The sequence below is a fragment of the Gilvibacter sp. genome, from assembly GCF_965601605.1.
Taxonomy (GTDB): Bacteria; Bacteroidota; Bacteroidia; order Flavobacteriales; family Flavobacteriaceae; genus Gilvibacter.
The window spans coordinates 17,013-39,206 of record NZ_CBFCWJ010000048.1 but is presented as its reverse complement, the minus strand read 5'-3'; the positions used below and the strand labels follow the sequence as shown (position 1 = coordinate 39,206).

20 protein-coding genes are annotated in these 22,194 nt (G+C 43.3%); 18 read left to right on the top strand and 2 right to left on the bottom strand.

Annotation, left to right across the window (positions count from 1 at the left end; translation table 11 throughout):
- From ACSLP7_RS13935 to ACSLP7_RS13890, 10 genes are all read left to right on the top strand, one after another.
- On the top strand, positions 1-342 hold a 342-nt coding region (locus ACSLP7_RS13935), incomplete at its 5' end, for a hypothetical protein (protein WP_435579878.1).
- Positions 326-1,339 (top strand): polysaccharide biosynthesis protein, encoded by a 1,014-nt coding sequence (locus ACSLP7_RS13930; protein ID WP_435579877.1) that lies wholly within the window; start codon positions 326-328, stop codon positions 1,337-1,339. The genes ACSLP7_RS13935 and ACSLP7_RS13930, both read left to right, overlap by 17 nt.
- Positions 1,340-1,344: 5 nt before the next feature.
- Positions 1,345-2,466 carry a polysaccharide biosynthesis C-terminal domain-containing protein gene (locus ACSLP7_RS13925; RefSeq protein WP_435579875.1) on the top strand — a complete coding sequence of 374 codons (1,122 nt, stop codon included), beginning with the start codon at positions 1,345-1,347 and terminating at the stop codon, positions 2,464-2,466.
- Positions 2,467-2,522: 56 nt separating this feature from the next.
- Positions 2,523-3,656: a non-hydrolyzing UDP-N-acetylglucosamine 2-epimerase gene (gene wecB, locus ACSLP7_RS13920; RefSeq protein ID WP_435579874.1), complete on the top strand. Its 1,134-nt coding sequence runs from the start codon at positions 2,523-2,525 to the stop codon at positions 3,654-3,656.
- Positions 3,657-3,661: 5 nt separating this feature from the next.
- Positions 3,662-4,888, top strand: a complete 1,227-nt coding sequence (locus tag ACSLP7_RS13915) for a glycosyltransferase family 4 protein (RefSeq protein WP_435579873.1) — start codon at positions 3,662-3,664, stop codon at positions 4,886-4,888.
- A complete protein-coding gene (locus ACSLP7_RS13910; RefSeq protein WP_435579872.1) occupies positions 4,873-5,754 on the top strand; it encodes a sulfotransferase family protein in 882 nt (293 codons plus the stop codon). Before ACSLP7_RS13915 ends, ACSLP7_RS13910 begins: the two co-directional genes overlap by 16 nt.
- Positions 5,738-6,331 carry a sugar transferase gene (locus ACSLP7_RS13905; RefSeq protein ID WP_435579870.1) on the top strand — a complete coding sequence of 198 codons (594 nt, stop codon included), beginning with the start codon at positions 5,738-5,740 and terminating at the stop codon, positions 6,329-6,331. The genes ACSLP7_RS13910 and ACSLP7_RS13905 overlap by 17 nt, the downstream gene beginning before the upstream one ends.
- Positions 6,328-7,467, top strand: coding sequence for a DegT/DnrJ/EryC1/StrS family aminotransferase (locus tag ACSLP7_RS13900; RefSeq protein WP_435579869.1), 1,140 nt, complete (start codon positions 6,328-6,330; stop codon positions 7,465-7,467). The genes ACSLP7_RS13905 and ACSLP7_RS13900 overlap by 4 nt, the downstream gene beginning before the upstream one ends.
- 15 nt (positions 7,468-7,482) lie before the next feature.
- The gene (locus ACSLP7_RS13895) at positions 7,483-9,519 is read left to right on the top strand and encodes a polysaccharide biosynthesis protein (protein WP_435579868.1); all 2,037 of its coding nucleotides are present in this window, start codon (positions 7,483-7,485) and stop codon (positions 9,517-9,519) included.
- A gap of 11 nt (positions 9,520-9,530) precedes the next feature.
- Positions 9,531-10,889: a capsule assembly Wzi family protein gene (locus ACSLP7_RS13890; RefSeq protein ID WP_435579867.1), complete on the top strand. Its 1,359-nt coding sequence runs from the start codon at positions 9,531-9,533 to the stop codon at positions 10,887-10,889.
- A 100-nt stretch (positions 10,890-10,989) separates the two neighbouring features.
- On the opposite strand, the gene ACSLP7_RS13885 is transcribed toward ACSLP7_RS13890, so the two are convergent.
- Positions 10,990-12,441: a hypothetical protein gene (locus ACSLP7_RS13885; RefSeq protein WP_435579866.1), complete on the bottom strand. Its 1,452-nt coding sequence runs from the start codon at positions 12,439-12,441 to the stop codon at positions 10,990-10,992.
- 126 nt (positions 12,442-12,567) lie between these two features.
- On the opposite strand from ACSLP7_RS13885, the gene ACSLP7_RS13880 reads away from it, so the two are divergent.
- Genes ACSLP7_RS13880 through ACSLP7_RS13870 form a run of 3 tightly spaced genes read left to right on the top strand, consistent with a single transcriptional unit; the run spans position 12,568 to position 16,532 of the window.
- The gene (locus ACSLP7_RS13880; protein ID WP_435579865.1) at positions 12,568-13,092 is read left to right on the top strand and encodes an RNA polymerase sigma factor; all 525 of its coding nucleotides are present in this window, start codon (positions 12,568-12,570) and stop codon (positions 13,090-13,092) included.
- Positions 13,093-13,141: 49 nt separating this feature from the next.
- Complete coding sequence (locus ACSLP7_RS13875) at positions 13,142-14,032, top strand: FecR family protein (RefSeq protein WP_435579864.1); 891 nt, start codon at positions 13,142-13,144, stop codon at positions 14,030-14,032.
- Between the two features lie 22 nt (positions 14,033-14,054).
- Positions 14,055-16,532: a carboxypeptidase-like regulatory domain-containing protein gene (locus ACSLP7_RS13870; protein WP_435579863.1), complete on the top strand. Its 2,478-nt coding sequence runs from the start codon at positions 14,055-14,057 to the stop codon at positions 16,530-16,532.
- Here ACSLP7_RS13870 and ACSLP7_RS13865 read toward each other — a convergent pair.
- The gene (locus tag ACSLP7_RS13865; protein ID WP_435579862.1) at positions 16,529-17,266 is read right to left on the bottom strand and encodes an energy transducer TonB; all 738 of its coding nucleotides are present in this window, start codon (positions 17,264-17,266) and stop codon (positions 16,529-16,531) included. The two genes, ACSLP7_RS13870 and ACSLP7_RS13865, sit on opposite strands and share 4 nt — an antisense overlap.
- 195 nt (positions 17,267-17,461) lie before the next feature.
- Here ACSLP7_RS13865 and ACSLP7_RS13860 point away from each other — a divergent pair, with 195 nt between their 5' ends.
- The 5 genes from ACSLP7_RS13860 to ACSLP7_RS13840 are packed head-to-tail and all read left to right on the top strand — an operon-like array spanning position 17,462 to position 22,188.
- Positions 17,462-18,703 (top strand): cation:proton antiporter, encoded by a 1,242-nt coding sequence (locus tag ACSLP7_RS13860; protein WP_435579861.1) that lies wholly within the window; start codon positions 17,462-17,464, stop codon positions 18,701-18,703.
- Between the two features lie 5 nt (positions 18,704-18,708).
- On the top strand, positions 18,709-19,692 hold the full coding sequence (locus tag ACSLP7_RS13855; protein ID WP_435579860.1) for a hypothetical protein: 984 nt from the start codon (positions 18,709-18,711) through the stop codon (positions 19,690-19,692).
- Positions 19,598-21,067, top strand: coding sequence for a TolC family protein (locus ACSLP7_RS13850; protein WP_435579879.1), 1,470 nt, complete (start codon positions 19,598-19,600; stop codon positions 21,065-21,067). The genes ACSLP7_RS13855 and ACSLP7_RS13850 overlap by 95 nt, the downstream gene beginning before the upstream one ends.
- A 25-nt stretch (positions 21,068-21,092) precedes the next feature.
- Positions 21,093-21,752 carry an efflux RND transporter periplasmic adaptor subunit gene (locus ACSLP7_RS13845; protein ID WP_435579859.1) on the top strand — a complete coding sequence of 220 codons (660 nt, stop codon included), beginning with the start codon at positions 21,093-21,095 and terminating at the stop codon, positions 21,750-21,752.
- The gene (locus ACSLP7_RS13840; protein ID WP_435579858.1) at positions 21,697-22,188 is read left to right on the top strand and encodes an efflux RND transporter periplasmic adaptor subunit; all 492 of its coding nucleotides are present in this window, start codon (positions 21,697-21,699) and stop codon (positions 22,186-22,188) included. The genes ACSLP7_RS13845 and ACSLP7_RS13840 overlap by 56 nt, the downstream gene beginning before the upstream one ends.
- The last annotated feature ends 6 nt before the right edge of the window (positions 22,189-22,194 follow it).

Here is a 22,194-nt window from a genome sequence, read left to right as displayed (position 1 = left end):
AATTTCGCAAAGAAATCCGCCGGGGTCGATCTGGTGATCATTCCGTCGCTTTCTGAAAGCTTCTGTCATGTTTTTTTTGAAGCGATAGAAGCAGGGAAATTAGTCTTGGCAAGTACAGGTTTACCTTGGGAAAGGGTGAATGGATCAGTTCCTAACACCTTGTTGCCTCTAAAGGGAAAGCTTTGGCGACAACGGATTACAGAAGTGCTGGAGATGACAGACGCTAGTTATGATCAGCAACATAAAGAACTTATAAATTACTATAACCATATATACACCGAATCCAATACCAATATTATCGGGGCGGTAAAAACAGTTTTAGAACATGGAACTCAAGAATAAAAAACTACTCATCACCGGAGGAACAGGATCATTCGGAAACGCCGTTTTGGCAAGATTTCTGGATACAGATCACTTCTCTGAGATTCGTATTTTTTCACGTGATGAAAAGAAGCAAGACGATCTTAGAAGAAAGCTGGCCAATCCCAAGGTAAAATTTTATATCGGTGACGTACGCGATTACACAGCAGTTTTTAATGCAATGCGCGGTGTGGACTATGTTTTCCATGCAGCGGCTTTAAAACAGGTTCCTTCCTGTGAGTTCTTTCCAGTTGAGGCTGTGAAAACCAATGTATTGGGAACAGAGAATGTATTGGAAGCAGCCATTTCTAACAATGTAGCTAATGTCGTTGTGCTGAGCACGGATAAAGCTGTATACCCAATCAACGCAATGGGAATCTCTAAGGCGATGATGGAAAAGGTATTGGTGGCTAAGTCCAGAAATGCTGGCAACACGGTCATCAGTGGAACGCGCTATGGTAACGTAATGGCTTCAAGAGGGTCGGTAATTCCTTTGTTCGTAGAGCAGATTCAACAGGGAGCACCATTGACCCTTACCGATCCTAATATGACACGCTTTATGATGACCTTGGAGGATGCGGTAGATCTTGTACTTTTTGCATTCAACAATGCGCGTCCTGGAGATATGTTTGTGCAAAAGGCACCAGCGGCTACCATTGAAGTACTGGCCAAAGCCGTAAAAGAACTCTACCAGAGTGATTCAGAGATCAAGGTTATTGGAACGCGTCACGGAGAAAAGCTTTACGAATCGCTGCTGACAAGGGAAGAAGTGATCAAAGCTGAAGATCTTGGTGAATATTACCGAATTCCAGCAGATAATCGTGACCTAAACTATGCAAACTACTTCTCTAAAGGGGAGGTTGATATGAGTAAAGTAGAGGATTATCATTCTCACAACACAGAACGTCTTGATGTTGAAGGTATGAAACAACTGCTGCTTAAGCTAGAGTTCATCAGAGAAGACGTTGCTAATCAATAGACATTATGATTCGAGTTGGCATCACCGGACAAGCCGGTTTCATTGGGCAACACCTCTACAACTACTTAGGAACTAAAACGGAGCAGATAAGTCGTACGGATTTTGAGCGCAGCCTGTTTGATAAGCCTGAGGCCCTTGCGGCCTGGGTTGCCAACTGTGATGTGATTGTTCACATTGCTGCAATGAATCGGCATGAAGATCCACAAGTCATTTACGACACTAACGTAGGTCTTGTTCAAAAGTTGATTGACGCCTGTCAATCGGCAGCCGTAACTCCAAAGATCATATTTAGTTCTTCAACACAGGAAGAGCAGGACAACCTTTACGGACAATCCAAACGCGACGGTAGAAAACTACTAGAGACCTGGGCGCAACAGCAGGGCGGAAGCGTGACTTCCCTCTTAATTCCAAATGTCTTTGGTCCCTTCGGCAAACCGTTTTACAATTCCTTTATCGCCACCTTTTGTCATTTACTAAATACAGGTGGAGCTCCAGAGGTTCATCAAGACGCTGAGGTTTCTTTGATCTACGTAAATGCCTTAGTAGAACACTTCTACCAGCAGATTCAGAGCGATAGTAGCGGAGTTGTATTTAAATCTATTGAGGCGCCTTACAAAGCTAAGGTGACTGAAGTACTTCAGAAGCTGGAACACTTCAAAACAAGCTATGTGGAACAAGGCCAAGTACCAGATATTAGCCAAGCTTTTGATATTGATCTTTTCAACACTTTTACTGCCTATATTCCCAAAGACTATTTCCCGAGAAAGTTTGTGAAGCACACAGATAATCGCGGAGCTTTTGTAGAGATCATGCGGGCAGGAACTTCAGGACAATCTTCTTATTCTACCACAGTACCTGGAATCACTCGTGGAAACCATTACCACACGCGTAAGGTTGAGCGTTTTGCTGTCATTAGCGGTAAAGCCTCCATCAAACTCAGAAAAGTGAATACGGACAAGGTCTATGAGTATATTCTTGATGGCAATGAACCCGCCTATGTTGATATGCCCATTTGGTACACCCACAATATTACCAATATTGGAGATGAGGAATTGATCACCCTGTTTTGGATCAACGAACCTTATGATCCTGAGGACCCAGACACCTATTTTGAATCTGTAGATTAATTGCTACGGATTGTAAAGATTAACTCCTATTTTTGCCACAGAAAATCCCAGTTGAGATGAAGCAATTAAAAGTCGTAACCGTAGTAGGAACAAGACCTGAGATCATCAGGCTAGCCTGTGTGATGAAAGCGCTGGATGCCAATCCTGCCATTGACCATACCTTGGTGCACACTGGTCAGAATTACGACTACGAACTCAATGAAATTTTCTTTGATGATCTGGGGATCAGAAAACCTGATCACTTTCTAGGAGCAGCTGGGAAAAACGCCACCGAAACTGTGGGGCGTATTTTAATCGGTATTGATCCCTTGTTAGAAGAGATTCAACCCGATGCCTTTTTGGTACTTGGAGATACCAACTCTTGTCTTTGTGCTATTCCAGCTAAGAAACGCAAGATCCCTGTATTCCACATGGAAGCCGGAAACCGTTGCTTTGATCAGCGCGTTCCAGAAGAGACCAACAGAAAGATCGTAGATCATGTGGCTGACATCAATATGACCTACAGCGATATTGCCAGAGAATACTTGCTTCGTGAAGGTTTATCGCCAGATCGTGTGATCAAAACGGGTAGCCCGATGTTTGAGGTCTTAAGTCAATTTGAGGCGAAGATTGCGGCTTCTGATGTTTTGGATCGATTGGATCTAAAAAAACACGAATATTTTGTGGTGTCTGCTCACCGTGAAGAGAACATCAGCAATCCGAAAAATTTTGAAGGACTGATCACTTCCTTGAATACCATTGCCGAGAAATACGATTACCCAGTTATCGTTTCTACCCATCCAAGAACTCGTAATATGCTGGCGGCCAAAGAGGTTAAAGCCCATAAGAATATTCAATTTCTAAAACCTTTAGGGTTTAGTGACTACAATGCCTTACAGGTAAATTCATTCGCGGTACTGTCTGACAGTGGAACAATCTCTGAGGAATCTTCCATTTTGAACTTTCACGCTTTGAATATTCGTGAAGCTCACGAGCGCCCGGAAGCTATGGAAGAAGCCTCTGTAATGATGGTAGGGCTTCAACCCGAAAGAATCTTGCAAGGTCTTGCGGCATTGAGTGTGCAAAAACGTGCGCCAGAACGCAATTTTAGGCCAGTTGCAGATTACAGCATGCCTAACGTATCCGAAAAAGTAGTGCGAATCATCATATCCTACACGGACTATATCAACCGCGTAGTTTGGTCTAAGTGATCGCCATGCGTATCCTAATTGTCAAGCAACTATTTAATCCCGAACCCACTGCTAAAAGCCTCGATTTTGCCAAAGAACTGGTAAAGCGTGGTCACCAAGTAGAGGTGTTGACCGGATTTCCATCCTATCCGATAGGCAAGATCTATCCGGGCTTCAAGCAACGTTTGTACAAACGGGAGCAAATGGAAGGCGTCAACCTGATCCGTGTACCGATCTATCCCGATCACAGTGCATCTGGGTTTAAGCGTTTTTTGCATTATCTGAGTTATGCGCTAAGTGCGACCTTTATTGGGCTTTGGTTGGTTAAAAAGCCTGATGTATGTTTTGTATACCAAGGAGCTATTCCCGTTGCCGTTCCCGCAATCGTTCTAAAAAAATTACGAGGCGTGCGTTTTGTCTACGACATAAACGACCTCTGGCCAGAAACCGTAGCTACTTCAGGCATGCTTACCAACAGTAAAGCACTGAAAATTATCAATGCTTGGTGCAATTGGAATTACCGCAACGCGGGATTCATAACCGTGTGTACTCCTGGATTTAAAAAGAAGTTGACCGCTAAGGGAGTCCCTGCTGAAAAAATGCAATTTGTGAGCAATTGGTCCCGAGACCGCATTGATGATACTCCTTTGGATCAGCAGCGCTACGAAAAGTATTTCAAGGCAGATGCCGTCAACCTGCTCTATGCGGGTAATTTGGGTATAGTACAAGCTTTGGATGTGGTGTTAGAGGCTGCAAAGTCATTTCAAGACCAAAATGATCAGCGCATTAACTTTATTCTATTGGGGGGTGGCGCCGATGAGACTCGTCTGAAGGAGAAAGCCGCTGGTATGGGCTTACATAATTTGCAGTTCATTCCCAGAGTGCAATCGGAAGAGGTGAGTATGTTCTTAAATGCTGCGGATGTCCTTTTGGTACACTTGAAAAAAGACCCGCTCTTTGAGATCACGATTCCGTCTAAAATATTGGCCTATTTAAAATCTGGAAAGCCGATTCTGATGGGCTTGAAAGGAGATGCCAAAGAGATCTTAGAAGCTGCTGATGCTGGCTTTGCTTTTGAGCCAGACAGCACAGAAGATTTTATACGAGCCATCCATGCATTTTTAGACTTGGATGGACAAAAACGAAAAGAACTCGGAGTACAAGGCGCTGCTTATTATCAAAAAGCACTCTCACTGGAATCCAGTATTGATGCCATAGAAGAAAAACTTGAAATGTTATGCCGAAAGAGCTAAATCATACCCCAGTAATAATCATAGGTGCGGGCAGAACTGGCACCAATATGCTGCGTGATGTAATTTGCAGCATTGCTGGTTTTGGTACTTGGGATTGCGATGAGATCAATCCGGTATGGAGGTATGGCAATCGTTTTGAACCCACGGACATTTTAGCTCCGCAGTTGGCGAGTCCAAAGGTGAAAAATTACATTAGAGGACGGTTCAATCAACTCAAAGCATCTCAAAATTTGGAATTTGTAGTGGAAAAGACCTGCGCGAACTCCTTGCGCCTGGCTTTTGTACACGAGGTTTTTCCGGAGGCAAAGTACATTCTGATCAATCGAGATGGACGCGATGTGGCGCCAAGCGCGAAGATCCGTTGGACAGCTCCTTTTGAACTCAATTATACCTTAAAAAAGCTTAAGCAAACACCTCTGCGGGATCTGCCGTATTATGTCTGGAAGTTTGGGGTAAACCGTTTAAAGCAGGCCTTCGGAGCTGATAGACTTTCTTTTTGGGGTCCTGTTTACCCAGGAATTGACGCGGATTTCAAAACAAAAAGTCTTTTAGAGGTTTGTGCGCTGCAATGGCAAGCCTGCGTTCATGCAACGCAAGCGGATAAAAACCAATTAGACGCCAATCAATTCATTGAGGTGAAATACGAGCAATTTGTAAACAATCCGCAGGAAGAACTAAAAACCATCTTAACGTTTTTAGGAAAAACGAGCGCGACGCCTGAGGAAATCTCTGAGGCTGTAGCAAGAGTCTCCAACCGCAGTGTTGGCTCCCATAAAAAGCTCAGTAAAGAAGAGCAGCAAGCTTTGAACGAAATTTGTGAACCAACCTTACAAGCCTTAAATTACGACAATGTCTCCAACCAATAAGTTCATCAAGCGTGCCTTTGATCTAGTGGTCTCAGCCATTGGTCTTTTGTTTTTTGGTTGGTTGATCTTGATTTGTGCGGTCTTAGCCAGACTGGACACGGGGCTATCTGGCTTTTTCAGACAAACACGTGTAGGCAAAGACGCCAAATTTTTTAAAGTCTATAAGTTGCGTTCCATGCGCAATATAGAAGGAGTAACTACTACGGTAAGTACCAGTAAAGATCCAAGAATCACCAAAATGGGTGCTTTTTGGAGGAACTCAAAACTCGATGAATTGCCACAGTTGATCAATGTTTTTAAAGGCGAAATGAGCTTTGTAGGGCCACGCCCGGATGTTCCAGGCTTTATGGATAAACTGGAAGGAGAAGACCGTGTTTTACTTGACATTCGTCCTGGAATCACGGGTCCAGCATCCATTTATTTTAAAGATGAGGAGGCACTCTTGGCAGCTCAAGAGGATCCTGAAAAATACAATGCTGAGGTTATCTGGCCTAAAAAGGTCGAACTCAACAAAGAATACATAGAGAACTACAGTATCTTTAAGGATATTGGCTATATCATAAAAACAGTTTTATGAGCGAACTACCCAAAATATGGTTGTCTTCTCCGCATATGGGAGGAACAGAACAAAATTATGTCAATGAGGCCTTTGCCCAGAATTGGATCGCTCCATTAGGTCCTAACGTAACCGGTTTTGAACAGGCGCTTGAAGATTATTTAGGTGCTGGCAATCACACCGCTTGTTTGTCTTCGGGAACTGCTGCGATTCATTTAGCGCTATTGCATGCCGGAGTAGAGGCAGGAGATGAGGTACTCTGCCAATCGTTTACCTTTTGTGGAACCTCTAATCCAATCATTTATCAAGGCGCAACTCCAGTCTTTGTGGACTCGGAAGCGACTACTTGGAATATGAGTCCGGAGCACTTGGAGACCGCTATAAAAACGAGGTTAGCGGCTGGTGTAAAGCCCAAAGCGGTTTTGATGGTTCATCTGTATGGGATGCCTGCTCAAATTGATAAAATAGAGGCAATCTGCAAGGAATACGGTATTTTCTTGATAGAAGATGCTGCAGAAGCCTTGGGTTCTAGTTACAAGGGCCGTAAGTGTGGAACCTTTGGAGACCTATCGATTTTATCCTTCAACGGAAACAAGATCATTACAACTTCCGGCGGAGGCGCTTTGGTGTGCCGTACAGAAGCGCAGAAGCAAAAAACGATCTTTTGGGCCACGCAAGCCAGAGATCAAGCTCCGCATTACCAGCATTCAGAAGTTGGCTATAATTATCGTATGAGTAATATTGTAGCCGGTATTGGTAGAGGGCAGATGGAGGTTTTGGATAAACACGTTGGATTGCGCAGACAGAATAATGAATTCTACCGTGAACTGTTCCAAGATTCAGACATGGTGGAAGTCCTTAAAGAATCCTCAGAAGATGCCTACAGCAACCACTGGTTGTCCGCTATAATCTTTAAAAAATCGGATGATCAGCGTAATAATGAAAAATTACGTATATTTTTGCAAGCAAATAACATAGAATGCAGACCTTTGTGGAAGCCTATGCATTTACAACCGGTTTTTGATGGAGCCTTATTTTATGGCGACGGAACTGCGGAAGAGTTATTTAAAAAAGGATTGTGCATGCCTTCTGGTTCCAATTTGACGGATGCTGACCGGGACCGGATTAAAAAGGCGATACTTCAGTTTATGGAGTAGCAATAGCACACGAGTATGGCAGGAAAATTACGTAACGCGCTTCAAATCATTCTTTCCTCTAAGGACAATGCATTAGACGTTAGAAGTCTAAAGTATTTACCCAGGTGGTGCGTTCTTCTTATTGACACTTTCTTATTGGTTTGTTCTATTGTCCTTACAGCAATAGTGCTTAAAGATCTTCAAATTCAGTATTTACCGCTGTTGAGTGCAACCCAACAGATCTTAATGATTGTAGGGGTGCATTTTGGGTTTATGCTCTTATTCAAGACCTATGCGGGCTTGGTGCGCCACAGTTCTTATATGGATGCATTAAAGCTCTTGCTAGCCTCTGTAAGTACCTTTGGCGTGCTTATGGTGATTAACTATTCCATGGTTGCCATGAAGGGGGAGAAGATCTTTTTGAATTCCTCATTGGTGTTATCTCTATTCTTCTCTTTTACTTTTTTGTTCTTGTTCCGATTGGCGGTGAAGCAACTTTATGAGTACTTCAAGATTGCCCAAAAAGGGGAAGAAATGGAGAAGGCCGTCATCATTGGTATTGATGAAAACGCGATTTCTATTGCTGCAGCTTTAGACATAGAGCACCCTCAGCGATTTCAAATACAGGGATTTGTTGCAACGCGCAGTATCAATAAACGCTTACAGATCTTAGGAAAGCCCGTTATCAAGCTTGAGAGTAAATTGTCAGATCAGATAAAAGAACTCAATGCTTCTGCCGTGATCATGTCTGGAAGTGATTTGTCTTCAAACCAGAAGTTCGCCATAGTCGAAGACTGTTTGGAACACGACATGAAGGTCTACAATTCTCCTTTGGTTTTAGATTGGAGTGAGAACAAATCTGTAGCCAATCAAGTAAAAAACCTGCAAATTGAAGATCTGTTAGAACGCGATCCTATTGTTCTACACGATGATGAAAAGATAAAGCAGTTGAGTGATAAGACTGTATTGGTTACCGGTGGAGCAGGTTCCATTGGTAGTGAGATCGTTAGACAGTTGGCCAAATTCAACCCAAAATTGGTTTTGGTTTTGGATCAAGCAGAAACACCGCTACACAACCTTCAATTGGAATTACAGGCCAATCATCCAGAGTTGAACATCAAATGTTTGATCTGTGATGTGGCTAATAGAAACCGTTTAGGCGTTTTCTTTAAAAAGTACAGTATTGATGTGATCTACCACGCGGCGGCCTACAAACACGTGCCGCTTATGGAAGATAACTCACCAGAAGCAGTGATCACCAATGTATACGGAACCAAGAATCTCGCGGATCTGGCTGTTTTAAATAAAGTCAAGCGCTTTGTGATGGTTTCAACAGATAAGGCAGTAAACCCAAGCAATGTAATGGGAGCTTCCAAACGCGCCGCTGAGATGTATGTGCAGTCGCGTAACTATTACGTGAATAGTGAAGGCAATTCTCCAGAGACCAAATTCATCACTACGCGTTTTGGAAACGTTTTGGGATCTAACGGAAGTGTGGTGCCGCTTTTCAAAAAGCAAATTGAAAAGGGAGGGCCAGTTACTATTACTCACCCAGATATTATTCGCTATTTCATGACCATTCCAGAAGCCTGTCAATTGGTATTGGAAGCGGGAGCAATGGGGCAGGGAGGAGAGATCTATATCTTTGATATGGGAGAACCTGTTAAGATCATGGACCTAGCCAAAAAGATGATCAAGCTTGCTGGATATGAGCCCGATAAGGACATCGCGATTAAGATTACAGGATTGCGTCCTGGAGAGAAACTCTATGAAGAACTTATCAGTGATTCATCGCGTGCATTACCAACGCATCACGAAAAAATCCTTATCGCTAAAGATGTGATCAAAGACTTTGATATCGTCAGCAAAAAGGTAAACAAAATCATAGAAGCTGCTCTACGACATGACGATCATAGCGTGGTAACTAAAATGAAAGCCTTAGTGCCCGAGTTCATCAGCAAGAATTCTGACTTTGAGTGTTTGGACCTCAGCGATCAAGAGATCACAGATCTCAAGGATACTCCAGTTGATCAACCAGAGATCGTGGAACCAGAGGTCCTACAGAAAAAATAAACCAACCAAACATGCGATTCTTCCAACCTAAAATTAAATGCTTTGGGGCTCTTTTGCTTTTTTCGGCATTCAGCTTTGCACAGGAGTACAACTATCAAGCAACAGGCGGTGTTCGCGTTTTTAAAAGTAGTCAGCAAAACTTACCTTTTTGGATGCAAGCCAACACCAATGGTGCGGTAGGAGCAGGGACTAATTTCTTGGTAGATGGCGGATTATCTGGGCAACTAATGCTCAATAATGGTTGGCAGCTCTCTGGGAAAGCCAGTCTTTTTTATCGTGACGAGGTGCCCGATGAATTGCAAAGAGACGAACTCTACGCCCAATTGGATACGCCTTGGTTATCTGTGGTAATAGGTTCGCGCCGCAACGAAGACCGTTTTGATGGCCTTGGATTGGTACAGGACAATTTTTTACTTAGTGGAAACGCTAGAGCACTTCCAGGACTGTTGGTAGAGGCTCCTAGTCCTCAACGAATTTTTAAAGGAGTTGCACTGGATTGGGGTATTGGTCATTATTCATTGAACGACGAGCGTTTTGTAGAAGATGTGCTTTTACATTTCAAGCGTTTGGCAGCTGTAATAACTTTGAGTCCGAGAACTACTTTAAAAGCGGGGATACAACATTACGCTCAATGGGGTGGAAATTCCCCGGAACGTGGAAAGCAGCCTTCTGGGTTCTCTGATTTCATAGATATTTTCTTTGCTAGTCAGGGAAGTGATTCCGCTTCAGATACAGATCGAGCGAACGCTTTAGGAAACCATCTAGGGATATATGAACTTGAGGTCAATCACCGTACTACCTACGGTAACTTGCGTTTTTACCATTCTCATCCCTTTGAGGACGGCTCAGGTACACGTCTAAAGAACTTTCCCGACGGAATCTGGGGTTTTTATTATGACCCGAATACAGAAGACTATACAAGCCTTTTTAAAGGTTTAGTAGTAGAATATTTTCAGACTACAGATCAAAGTGGGGCAACTGGTGATGCCGGAAGGGATAATTATTTTAGAAGCGGTGTTTATCGCTCCGGATGGACCTATGACGGGAACATCCTAGGATTGCCTTTTATTACTATGGATGAAACCGGATTGGAGATCGGGAACAATCGAGTTCGTGGAATCCATTTAGGATTGAGTGCTGGTCGAGGCTCTTGGCTCATTTATACCAAAGCCACGGCCTATGAAAACTTCGGTTCTTTTAGACTCGACAATAGAATTGATCCTCCGCAGCAGATCCTCAATACTTTTGTTGGGTTTGAATACGACTTTAAAAAATATGGCAGTGTGAATCTACAGGCTGCCGCTGATTGGGGAGACGGCTTTAGAGATACCTATGGAGTAAGTCTTGGGTATCGCATTTCCATCCAATAAAAAAAGCCACCCCTTTTTTTAAAGAGGTGACTTTTCAAGACCGTTCTCCGGTAATTGAGGCTATGAAGAGCTTCGGTCTAGCACATTCAATTTATTCTCATTAATCACAGCTGGTTGCCTCACGGCCAAAGGTCAAGAGGTCCTCGGTGCCATCACCACCACTGATATCACGCAGTCTTATGACATTCTCGTCAAATTCAATGACCTCCCAGTCGTCAAGGATCTCATCAAAAGGGAAGGCTTCTCCAAAGTCGAGAAAAAGGTCCAGTTCAGAGTCGTCGTTAACGATCTCCCATTCACCTTCTACGGTCTCGTCTCCGGCAACAGCTACTGCAGTGCCATCAGCGCCAAACTCAAAGGTGTATTCACAGAATAGGTTCGTCTCATCCACATCGTCAAAGTAGTTGGTGACAAACCACGCGCCGTCAGTTAAAACAGCCGCCAGCGCTTCTGCATCTGGATCAGGGTCACCATCGGTAGAACCATCACAGCTGCTTTCAAATTCCAGATTGTCATCAACCAAGCGCAGCTCTACGTATGATCCGTCGTCTTCAACTTCCAGTTCGTGTAAGATCCAATCATCATTGAAATCTGGCAAGTCTTCAATTTCAATAACTACAGTGATTTCTTCCCCGCTTCCAGAACTTTCCCAGGTTCCAAAAAACTCGTCCGAGTCCGTCTCTACAATCACTTCTCCGCTTTCCGTAAAGGTAAAGGCGTATCCTTCATAGGTTTCTCCAAGTTCTACATCATCACGCTCAAGTTCAGCCACATGCCAAGGAGAACATCCCGTTAATAGATCAGAAAGATCTTCTAGGGTACAGTCTTCACAGTCGTCATCGTCATAATCGTAGTCATCGTCCTCATCACAGGCGTCCTCAGCCTCTTCAATAACATCTTCTAATTGCTCCAGATCTTCAATGACCACGGTGGTTCCATCAGCAAGGACAATGCTTATTGGAAACTCAATATTAACCACATCGCCTTCTTCAATAAGTTCTAAAAAGTCGTAGAGTTGCTCATCATTTTCTATAACTATGGTCTCTAATTCTTCAGTGACCGGATTGAAAATGGTAGCCGTGATCGGATATACAAAATCCAAGCATTCAATGTCTGGATCGGTCTCTCCTTCATCCGGGCAGGTAAGGGCCAAGGCCAAGAATTCTTCAATAGAGTTCAAAGTGACCTCAGTATAGTCTGAAAGCGTTACCGTAATCGGGAAAACGATCTCCACGGTATCCGTATCGTCATCAGACTCATCCAAAATATCTTCTATGAGTTCGTAATCTGCTTCTGTGTTAACGGTAACTTCTACTCCGTTGACAATAACAGTAACAGGAAGATTAACCGTAAAACAATTCGCGCTGTCAATAATATTGTCCAAAGAGCCATCACTCAAACTTACGCGTTGCATCAACCCTGCAACAATACTGTTTGCTTCTAGGGTTTCTTCATTGTTGGGATTGATCACTTCAGATTCCTCGGTACGACAAGAAGTAAGTGTTAATGCACCGATCAAAAACAGTAAAAAGGAGAGTTTAACTCGTTTCATAATCATATTTTTATTGGCCGATTTGGCGTGGTTTGTAAAGTAAACAACCCAATTGAAAAAAATCCTGACATTTGACCTGATTTTTTTGAAATTAATTTTTCTACCTTTAGCTAAACACCACAGAACTTGGCAAAAAACCTTCATAAAGATGTTTGTGAATCCGCAGTATTTGAGCGGCTTTATCGCACTTTAAGTAAGGACGTACACAATTTTCTTTATTATAAATTCGGAGCTGATGCAGAACCTGCAGACAAAACTCAGGAGGCTTTTATTAAGCTTTGGGAAAATTGTAAAAAGGTAACTCCAGACAAAGCCAAAGCCTTTTTATTTACCACTGCCTCCAATTTGATGCTCAATACCTTGAAGCACAAAAAGGTGGTCTTAAAGCATCAACAGCAAAGCGTCCCTAAACACACCAATGAAGATCCTGAATTTATCATGCGCTCTGCGGAATATTACGAGCGCTACAAACAGGTTTTAGCTTCGCTGACCGAAGAGCAACGCGTAGCTTTTACCCTGAGTAAGATAGAAGGTAAGAAGCAGGCAGAGATAGCAGAGATCTTAGGGGTCACAAAAAAGGTGGTTGAGTATAGAATTTATTCGGCTTTTGCCGTTTTAAAAGAACAATTGGAAAATTTTAGAACAAAATAATCAGGATTTTTTGCCTTTGGGTTGTTACTCCTATAGATGAGCAAAAACAATGGATGAAAAACTACTACATAAATGGTTGAATGACGACCTCACCGAGCAGGAGCGAAAGCAGGTCGAGCAAGATCCGGAGTACGGCTATTATATGGCGCTCCTTGCGGATGCCAAAACATTTAAGGCTGATCAATTTTCTCAGCCAAAGGATTTTGAAGATGTATTAGCAGCCCTACCGCAAAAGAACAGCGGTAAACTGCACTATCTAAAGCCCTTGTTAAGAATAGCAGCAATCCTTGTGGTTGCATTAGGTGTGTATTTTACACTGTTCAATGAGGATCGCATTAAGGTAGCCACAGCTATGGCGGAGCAAAAGACCATAGTACTTCCGGATAATTCTGAGGTACGCCTCAATGCAGGATCTAATTTGAGTTTTAGTGAAGACTCTTGGGCAGAAGCCCGTGAGTTAACCTTAAATGGGGAAGCCTATTTCAAAGTTGCCAAAGGCCAGGTCTTTGATGTCATCTCAAAGCAAGGAAAGGTGACTGTTTTAGGAACAGAGTTTAATGTAATTGATCGTGGGGAGTTCTTCCAAGTGGTCTGTTATGAAGGTCGAGTTGCTGTTACCTTTGGTGATGCCAAAGAAGAATTACTACCTGGAGACGCCATTAGATTCTTTGAGGGCGAAGCGCGTCTCTTCAATGTCAATGAGTCTAACCCCTCTTGGATACAGAAAAAATCCAGTTTTGATGCAGTTTCTATGGCTTTGGTTTTAGACGAATTGGAGCGTTTCTATGAGGTAGAAATCAATGCGAGCTCATCAGTTCTGAAAAGACAATTCACAGGAGCGTTTTCGCATGAGGATTTGGAACAAGCCTTAAAACAAATTACAACCCCTTTACAGCTTACCTACACCATTAACGGAAAAGCGGTAACACTGAGTGAGTAGACACTTGAAAAACAGCATTTTATTGGTTCTTCTGCTTTGGGTCCCTAGTTTGGCACAAGCGCAGCAAGAACTTCCGTTGCGCGATGTTCTCGACGCTTTGGAAGCGCGCTATGAGGTAGACTTTAACTATGATCCGCAACTCCTTGAAGGAATGACAGCCGCTGTCCCAGAGGCTAACTTGACCTTAGAAGAAGCACTCCAACAACTCAGCAATCAAACCCAATTGGAATACCGCTACCTGGATCAAACAACCATTAGCGTTATGAAGCGTTCTGGAAACGCAGGAATTACGCTTTGCGGATATCTCAAAGACAAAGATGACCAAACGCCCTTGGCATTTGCCAATGTCCAAGCTGGGCGCAGGGCTACCATTACCGATGAAGAAGGATATTTCGAATTAACAGAAGCCGATCCAGAGGCTCAAGTGCAGATCAGTTATTTGGGGTATCGCACCATTGTCCGTCAAGTCAAGTTCTTTAAGCGCAGTTGTGAGCCCGTGTATATGGTTGCCAATCAGCAGCAGTTGGGTACGGTGTATTTAAAGCAATATCTGGTAAAAGGTGTCGATCGACTTACCTCTGGAGAATATCGGATAGATTTTGACAAGTTCAGCGCGCTTCCTGGGCTTATAGAGGCCGACGTGCTCCAAGCTGTACAGGCATTGCCAGGAATTCAAAGTGTGGATGAAACGGTCTCTGATATCAATATTCGAGGGGGGACCCATGACCAGAACCTAATTTTGTGGGACGGTATTAAGATGTATCAATCGGGGCACTTTTTTGGGTTGATCTCCGTGTTCAATCCGCAGATGAATCAAGAAGTTCGTCTTACTCAAAACGGCACAGATCCCCAGCTAACTGACGGAGTCTCCGGAACCATTGCCATGAATACGGCCCAGCGGATCAATCCTAAATTCAAAGCCAATTTGGGTATCAATTTGGTCAATGCCGATCTGTTTTTTGACATCCCAGTCACCGCTAACAGCAGTTTGCAATTGGCGGGTCGAAAGTCCCTGAGCGATTTGTTCGCCACTCCGACCTTTGATGCCTATTTTGATCGTATCTCCCAAAATACAGAAGTAACCCAGCAACAAGAGAATACGGTCAATACCAATCAGAATTTTGAATTTTACGATACTTCTCTACGCTATTTGCATCGGATATCTGATAAGGATCAGCTGCGAGTAAACTTTCTTTTGATCAACAATAAGCTTGTCTTTGATGAAAATACAGTGTTGGATACTGGTGTTGTCTCCAGACAGAGTCAGGTCACTCAAAATAGTGTGGCCGCGGGTCTGAATTACAAGAGGGACTGGTCAGAACGCTTCAGTACAGAATTAGAGGCCTATAACACCGACTATATCTTAGAAGCCATCAATGCGAATATTGAGCTTTCTCAGCGGTTCTTGCAAGAGAATTCTGTTTCTGAAACCGGCATAAAGGCTTTGGCGCACTGGCAGTTTAATTCCAAGTTCAAATGGAGTAGTGGTTACCAATTCATTGAGACCAAAGTGAGAAACCTTGACGATGTTGACAATCCTGTGGTTCGTAACCTCAGTGGGGAAGTAGTTCGGATTCACGCTGCATTCAGCAATTTGAAATTGGAGGATCAGAATTCTAATTGGAGTGGAAGCCTTGGCGGACGCTATAGCTATATTCCTAAGTTTGATGCGCACATTGTAGAGCCTCGTTTGCGATTGGCTTATGCTATTACCCCAGAGTTTTCTGCGGAGGCAATGGGAGAATTCAAGCATCAAGTCACTACACAGATCATTAATTTCCAGAACGATTTCCTCGGTGTGGAGCGCAGGCGTTGGCGCTTGGCAAATGACAGCACCATTCCGATAGTTCAAAGCAAGCAGGGTTCTTTCGGTTTAAACTATAAAAAGGAGGATTTTTTAATATCAGCCACCAGTTTTTATAAGGAGGTAGATAATATCACAGCCCGTAGTCAAGGGTTTCTCAATCAATTTGAATTTGATGAAGGCATAGGAAGTTATTCCGCCTACGGTTTGGATTTCTTGGTGCGTAAAAACATCTGGAAATTGCAACTTTGGTCCAGCTATTCGTATTTGAAAAACACCTATGATTTTCCAACCTTGATTGAGGAAACCTTTCCTTCAAACTTTGACGTCTCTCATACCATTACGGCGGGTGTTGCCTATGACTACAAAGGTTTTAAAGCATCTATTGGTGTCAATTGGCGTTCTGGAAGACCGTTCACCTTACCGGACCCTACAACCCCTTTGATAGAAGATGAGGTGAATTTCGGCTTTCCCAATCAAAACAACTTGGATGAATTTATTCGTTTGGACGCATCGGCATCCTATCGTTTTACAAAAGGACGCCTGCGCTTTCAAGTTGCTGCCTCTGTATGGAACATCACCAATCGAAAGAACATTTTGAATCGCTTTTATGAACCCGTAGGGACTCAAGTAATTCAAAACGATCAGAATTCACTAGGGCTAGTACCCAATGTTTCCTTGCGGATGTTTTATTAATGCGGAGTTTCTACTTGAAATAAAATCGGCAGCATATAGAGTACACCTACAGGTTTTCCGCGTTGCATACCGGGACTCATCAGCGGCAGTTTACTCACAATGCTAATAGCCTCTTGTTCAAGACGTGGGTGAGGAGCCCGAGCTTTTACTTCTACAACCTTTCCGCGCTCGTCTATTCTAAATTGCACACTGATGCGTTGTCGCCCTTCTAAACCGAGTTCTACTGCCAGGTCTGTATCGAAGTTCTTTTGCACAAAGGCCATCACCTTATCAGACAAGCACTTCTTTTTGGCAGTTTTGTCGGCTAAGGCCTCACAACCAGGGTATATGGGCACTTCTTCTATAACGTGGAAGGGCACTGTAATGAGCTCTTCCTCTTCCTCTACTTCTTCAACCTCATCGATTTCAATAACGACTCCCTCTTCTTGATTGGTCTCCGTAGATTCAATCACTGTTTCTTCTATATCCAAATCATCAGCCACAATTTCTATGCTGGTTTGTACAATTGTTGGCGGTGGAGGTGGAGGAGGTGCGTTATCTATGATCTCAGTAATGGGGATATCATCCTGAAATTCTGCTTCGAGGTCTATCTCTGTAAAACTGAGGGCAGATTGCTCCTTGGTTTCCCATTCTAGGGCGCGCCAAGACAGAAACAACATCAAGGCAAGGCCAAAGAGGAAAAAGATATGACTCCAACCGCTGATCTTCACTTTAGGGTTCTTTTTTATTTCCATAATTGCTGATTTAGTGATCAAAAGGTAGGCGCTTGGTTTAGGAAATAATATGATATTGCTCAGTTAAGGCTTTAGCTTCAGTATTTTATATGAGAGGACTATTTCATTATCATATTCGTAAAAATGAGATTAGGCCGAGGATTTTTTAAATAGATACTTTATCTTCACTGAACTAAGGACCAACGCTAACCATTCATGGATTACTTTGTGCTGACCAGTATTTTGGTCACCATCTCTGCCCTTTTTGGGTATATCAACGTTCGTTTTATCCGCTTGCCGAATACCATCGGCCTGACCTTAGTCACCATCCTGTTTACTTTGGGGATTTTTGCGTTGAGCTATTTTGACGATACGCTCTTGCGGGCTGAGCGCTTTTTGATCTCTCAGATCGATTTTAAAACTGTGCTCTTGGATGTGATGTTGAGTTTCTTGCTCTTTGCTGGTGCCTTGCATACCGACCTAGAAAAACTCAAAGAGTTGCGATGGCCTATTTTATTGTTTGCCACTTTTGGAGTATTGGTCTCCACATTCTTAGTAGGGACGGCCATGTATTTTGTTTTGGACTGGGTAGGCCTAGCCGTAGATTACATCTATTGCCTGCTGTTTGGTGCACTCATCTCACCAACGGATCCTATCGCGGTTTTGGGAATTCTTAAAAAAGCAGGAGCACCAAAAAAGCTAGAAGCTAAAATTGTAGGGGAATCGCTTTTTAATGACGGAATTGGCGTTGTTGTGTTTCTGACGATTTTTGGCTTGGCGGACAACAGTGAAGCTGGATTCTCCTTTGCCAGTGTGTTAGAACTTTTCGCTGTGGAGGTATTGGGAGGAGTTGCTCTAGGCTTAGGCTTGGGCTGGATCACCTATCAACTCATGAAGCGTATTGACGATTATAATATTGAGGTGATACTTACTCTAGCCACAGTGATGGCAGGAACCGTGATTGCAACGCATTTGCATGTTTCTGGCCCCTTGGCTATGGTTGTTGCAGGTTTGGTTGTTGGTGGACAAAAGATCCGCCACAAGGCCATGTCTAAACAGACAGAAGACTATGTAGATAAATTTTGGGAATTAATTGATATCTTACTCAATGCGATCCTCTTTGTACTTATAGGTATGGAGATCTTGGTGTTGGATTTGGAAAGACCCTATCTAATTGCTGGATTGATCGCGATCCCCATTGGCTTAATTTGCCGCTATATTTCCCTACTCATCCCCATTGGACTGTTCCAAAAGCGTTTGGATTTTGTACCGCATACCAATACCATAATGACTTGGGGCGGACTAAGAGGTGCTATCTCCATTGCCTTGGCGCTAGGTTTGACAGAGGCTATGCACAGGGATTTGTTTTTGGTGATCACGTATTGTGTGGTGATCTTTTCCATTTTGGTACAAGGACTCACCATTGAACGATTGTTAATTCGATTTAAACTGCGATGAAGTTTATGAATAGAAAGAATACTTTGCCCAGTAGGCTAAAAAGCGTATTGTTCATTTTAACCTTTTGTGCTTTTGGTGCTCTAGGATTTGCACAACAGAAGGAAGTGGTTAAAGTGGCCATTTTACTGGATATTGAAACCGAGGAGACCCTTGGTTATCTGGAGCAGCTCCGCGCTGAGATCAAGGCAGTGGTTGGAGAAGATGCCATCATTGAGTTTCCTGGAGAATATCAAAAGGTTCACAATTTTAGAGTGGATCAGGCGCGCACCAATTACAAAAACTTGTTAAGCAGTGATGCCGATATCATACTGGCTTTTGGAACCAGCAGCAGTTTGGTCATGCAAGAACAGCAAAGCTTTCCAAAACCAACGATTTTATTGGGTTCAATTTCTGAGGACCTCTCTGCAGTTGATGCGGATTTACAGACCTCTGGAATTCCGAACTTCACCTATTTAACAGGAATTCAATCCTTTGAAGCCGATTTAGAAACCCTTAAAGAACTCTCGAGCTTTGATCGAGTTGGTATTGCCATTGAGCAAGGTATTGCGGACAATATCGATCTCAAATCCACCTTTGACCCTATACTGGCAAAGCTGGGAGCTCAATACACCTTATTGCCTTTTAATACTTTAGACGACTTAGCCAATAGCATAGTTGATGTAGATGCTTTCTATTTAGCTGGAGGTTTCTTTTTGACTGATGAGGAGGTCGCTCAATTGGCTCAGATCTTAATTGCCAATGGCATCCCGTCCTTTACAAATTCGGGCTTAAAGGATGTTGAATTAGGGCTGATGGGAACCAATAACGGAAACGATGATGTGACTCAGATCTTCAGACGCCTTGCACTGTCCATAGAAGCCTATGTCAATAACGAAAAAATTGGAGAACCTCAATGTGTTTGTCGATGCCGAGCGCAGATTGACCGTCAATTTCAATACCATAGATCAGCTGCAAATCCCTGTAAAATACAGTCTTATTGCTCAAACTGATTTTGTCGGGCAATATGAGAAGGCCTCTGCACCTAAAAGCTATAATTTACTCGGCTTGATCAATGAAACCTTAGAACAAAATCTAAGTTTAGTAGCTAATGAATTGGGCGTTCAACTCACGGAGCAAGACATCAAATCTGCATGGAGCAATTACTACCCAGTGCTTACGGCTAGCGGAACCTTTACTAATATTGATGGGCGTGTGGCGGTGGCTCCCTTTCAACCGGAGTTCTCTGTAGATGGGAATTTGAATTTAACCCAGACCATCTATTCGGAAGCGGCTAGCGCCAACATCAGTGTACAAAAGAATTTGAATCAAGCGCAGGAGGCCAGCTTTAGAGCTTCTCAACTGGATGCCATTCTGGAATCCTCCAATTTGTATTTCAATGCGTTGATCAGCAAGGTGAACCTCCGCATTCAGAATCAAAACCTTCAATTGACCAAAGAGAACTTGCGCATTGCGACGCAGAACTTTGAAGCCGGACAGTCTGGAAAATCAGACATGCTCCGTTTTGAAAGCCAATTGGCTCAGAATACACAAGTGTTCATAGAGGCGGTAAACCAATTAGAACAAGCCTTTATAAGAATCAATCAGTCTTTGAACGCTCCTGTGATGGATATCATTGATGTGGATGAGGCCGTTATTGGTCAAGGCGTTTTTGAAACCTATAATTACGAACAACTGGCAGAGATTCTAGATAATCCAGAACTCAAGCGTCCATTTGTGGAATTCCTGATTGAGGAAGCTAAGCGAAACTCTCCAGAGCTCGAATCCTTAGCCTTCAATATTAAGGCGGTAGACCGAACCATTGATTTGAACGCCTACGGCAGGTTTATTCCAACCGTGGCTTTGCAAGCAAATTTCAATCAAAATTTCAATCAATGGGGTGTTGGGAGCATCGATCCAGATCCGTCAGACAATTACAATGTGGGCGTGAATGTTTCGGTGCCTATTTTGGACGGTTTTAGAAATAATATCGACCGTCAAACCGCGCTAATCCAGAAAGAACAGCTGGAAGTTAATACGGCCAACACTGAGCTGGCCATTGAAACCAATGTGAGTATAGGTGTTTTGAATTTGATCAATCAGATTGCCAATATCCGCTTGGCAGAAGTATCGGTAGCAGCTGCGGAGGAGTCTTTAGACCTGGTTCAAACCTCTTATTCTGAAGGTGCAGTTAGTATCATCCAGCTTATTGATGCTCAAAACAACTATTTGCAAACGCAATTGGCCCAGGCAAGTGCCACCTATAATTTCCTTTTGACTGCCATCCAATTGGAGCGCTTTATCTCCTATAACTTTTTGTTACACACTGAGGAAGAGAACAATGCTTTTCAGCAACGATTCCTAGAATATATGAATGCCAATGACTAATCAAGCCCAATCCAAAAAAACAGCAATGATGAAACTACAGTATTTGCGATACAGCTTACTAGCCCTTGTATGCACGACCTTATTAATATCCTGCGGCTCTGAAGAAGAAGTCAAAGAGGCCGATCCCAGACCGGTGAAATATACCGAGGTAGCCACTGCGGGTTCAGCTACCGAGCGTGTCTTTAGTGGAACAGCCAAAAGTGAAAAGGTGATCAACTTGAGTTTTAGAAGCTCTGGAGTTTTGGTGCAGTTAGATGTAAAACTAGGTCAGAAGGTTAAGAAAAATCAACTTTTAGCCAAATTGGACAATGTTTCAGCGAGATTAAGTCTAGAGCGTGCGATAACTTCAGTAAATAGTGCCGAGTCCCAAATGAACACGGCCAAATTGGCCTTAGACCGTATCCGCGTGCTCTATGAGAAAGGCAGTGCCTCATTAACGGATTTTGAATCTGCAAAAAACTCGTATAAGACCGCTCAGCAGAGTTATGAGTCTGCGAAGCGCGAGGTGTCTATTCAGCGCGAACAGGTACGATACGGATTCCTGTATGCGCCAGAAGATGGTGTGATCACGGCAGTTTCCGCAGAAGTAGATGAGAATATTCAAGCGGGGCAAGCAATTGCTGTGCTCAATGCTGGGGGTGGAGATGGAGATCTCCTTGGGCTTACCAGAGAGCATTATCAATAATGTTTCCTTGAATATGCCGGTAGATGTGAACTTCTCTTCTTTGGAGGGTCAAAGCTTCAAAGGACGTGTGACCGAGCTATCGCCGGCAGTAGATCTCAATACTTCTACTTATCCGGCCATGGTCACTTTAGATCGTGTCAGTGATGATGTTAAATCGGGGATGGCAGCCAACGTGACCTTTGCCTTGGGAGAAGATTCTGCAAAAGATATGATGATCCGTGTACCGGCTCAAGCAGTCGGAGAAGACAGCGAAGGCCGATTTGTCTTTGTGATCACTCAAGAAGCGGACAAAACCGTGGTCAAGAAAAGCCGGGTAACAGTAGGAGATTTAAGCTCTGCTGGCTTCCAGATCATAGATGGTCTCAAGCCTGGAGAGAAGATCGCTACAGCAGGGCTACAAACCTTGTTAGACGGACAGGAAGTAACAATTCAATAGGTTCTT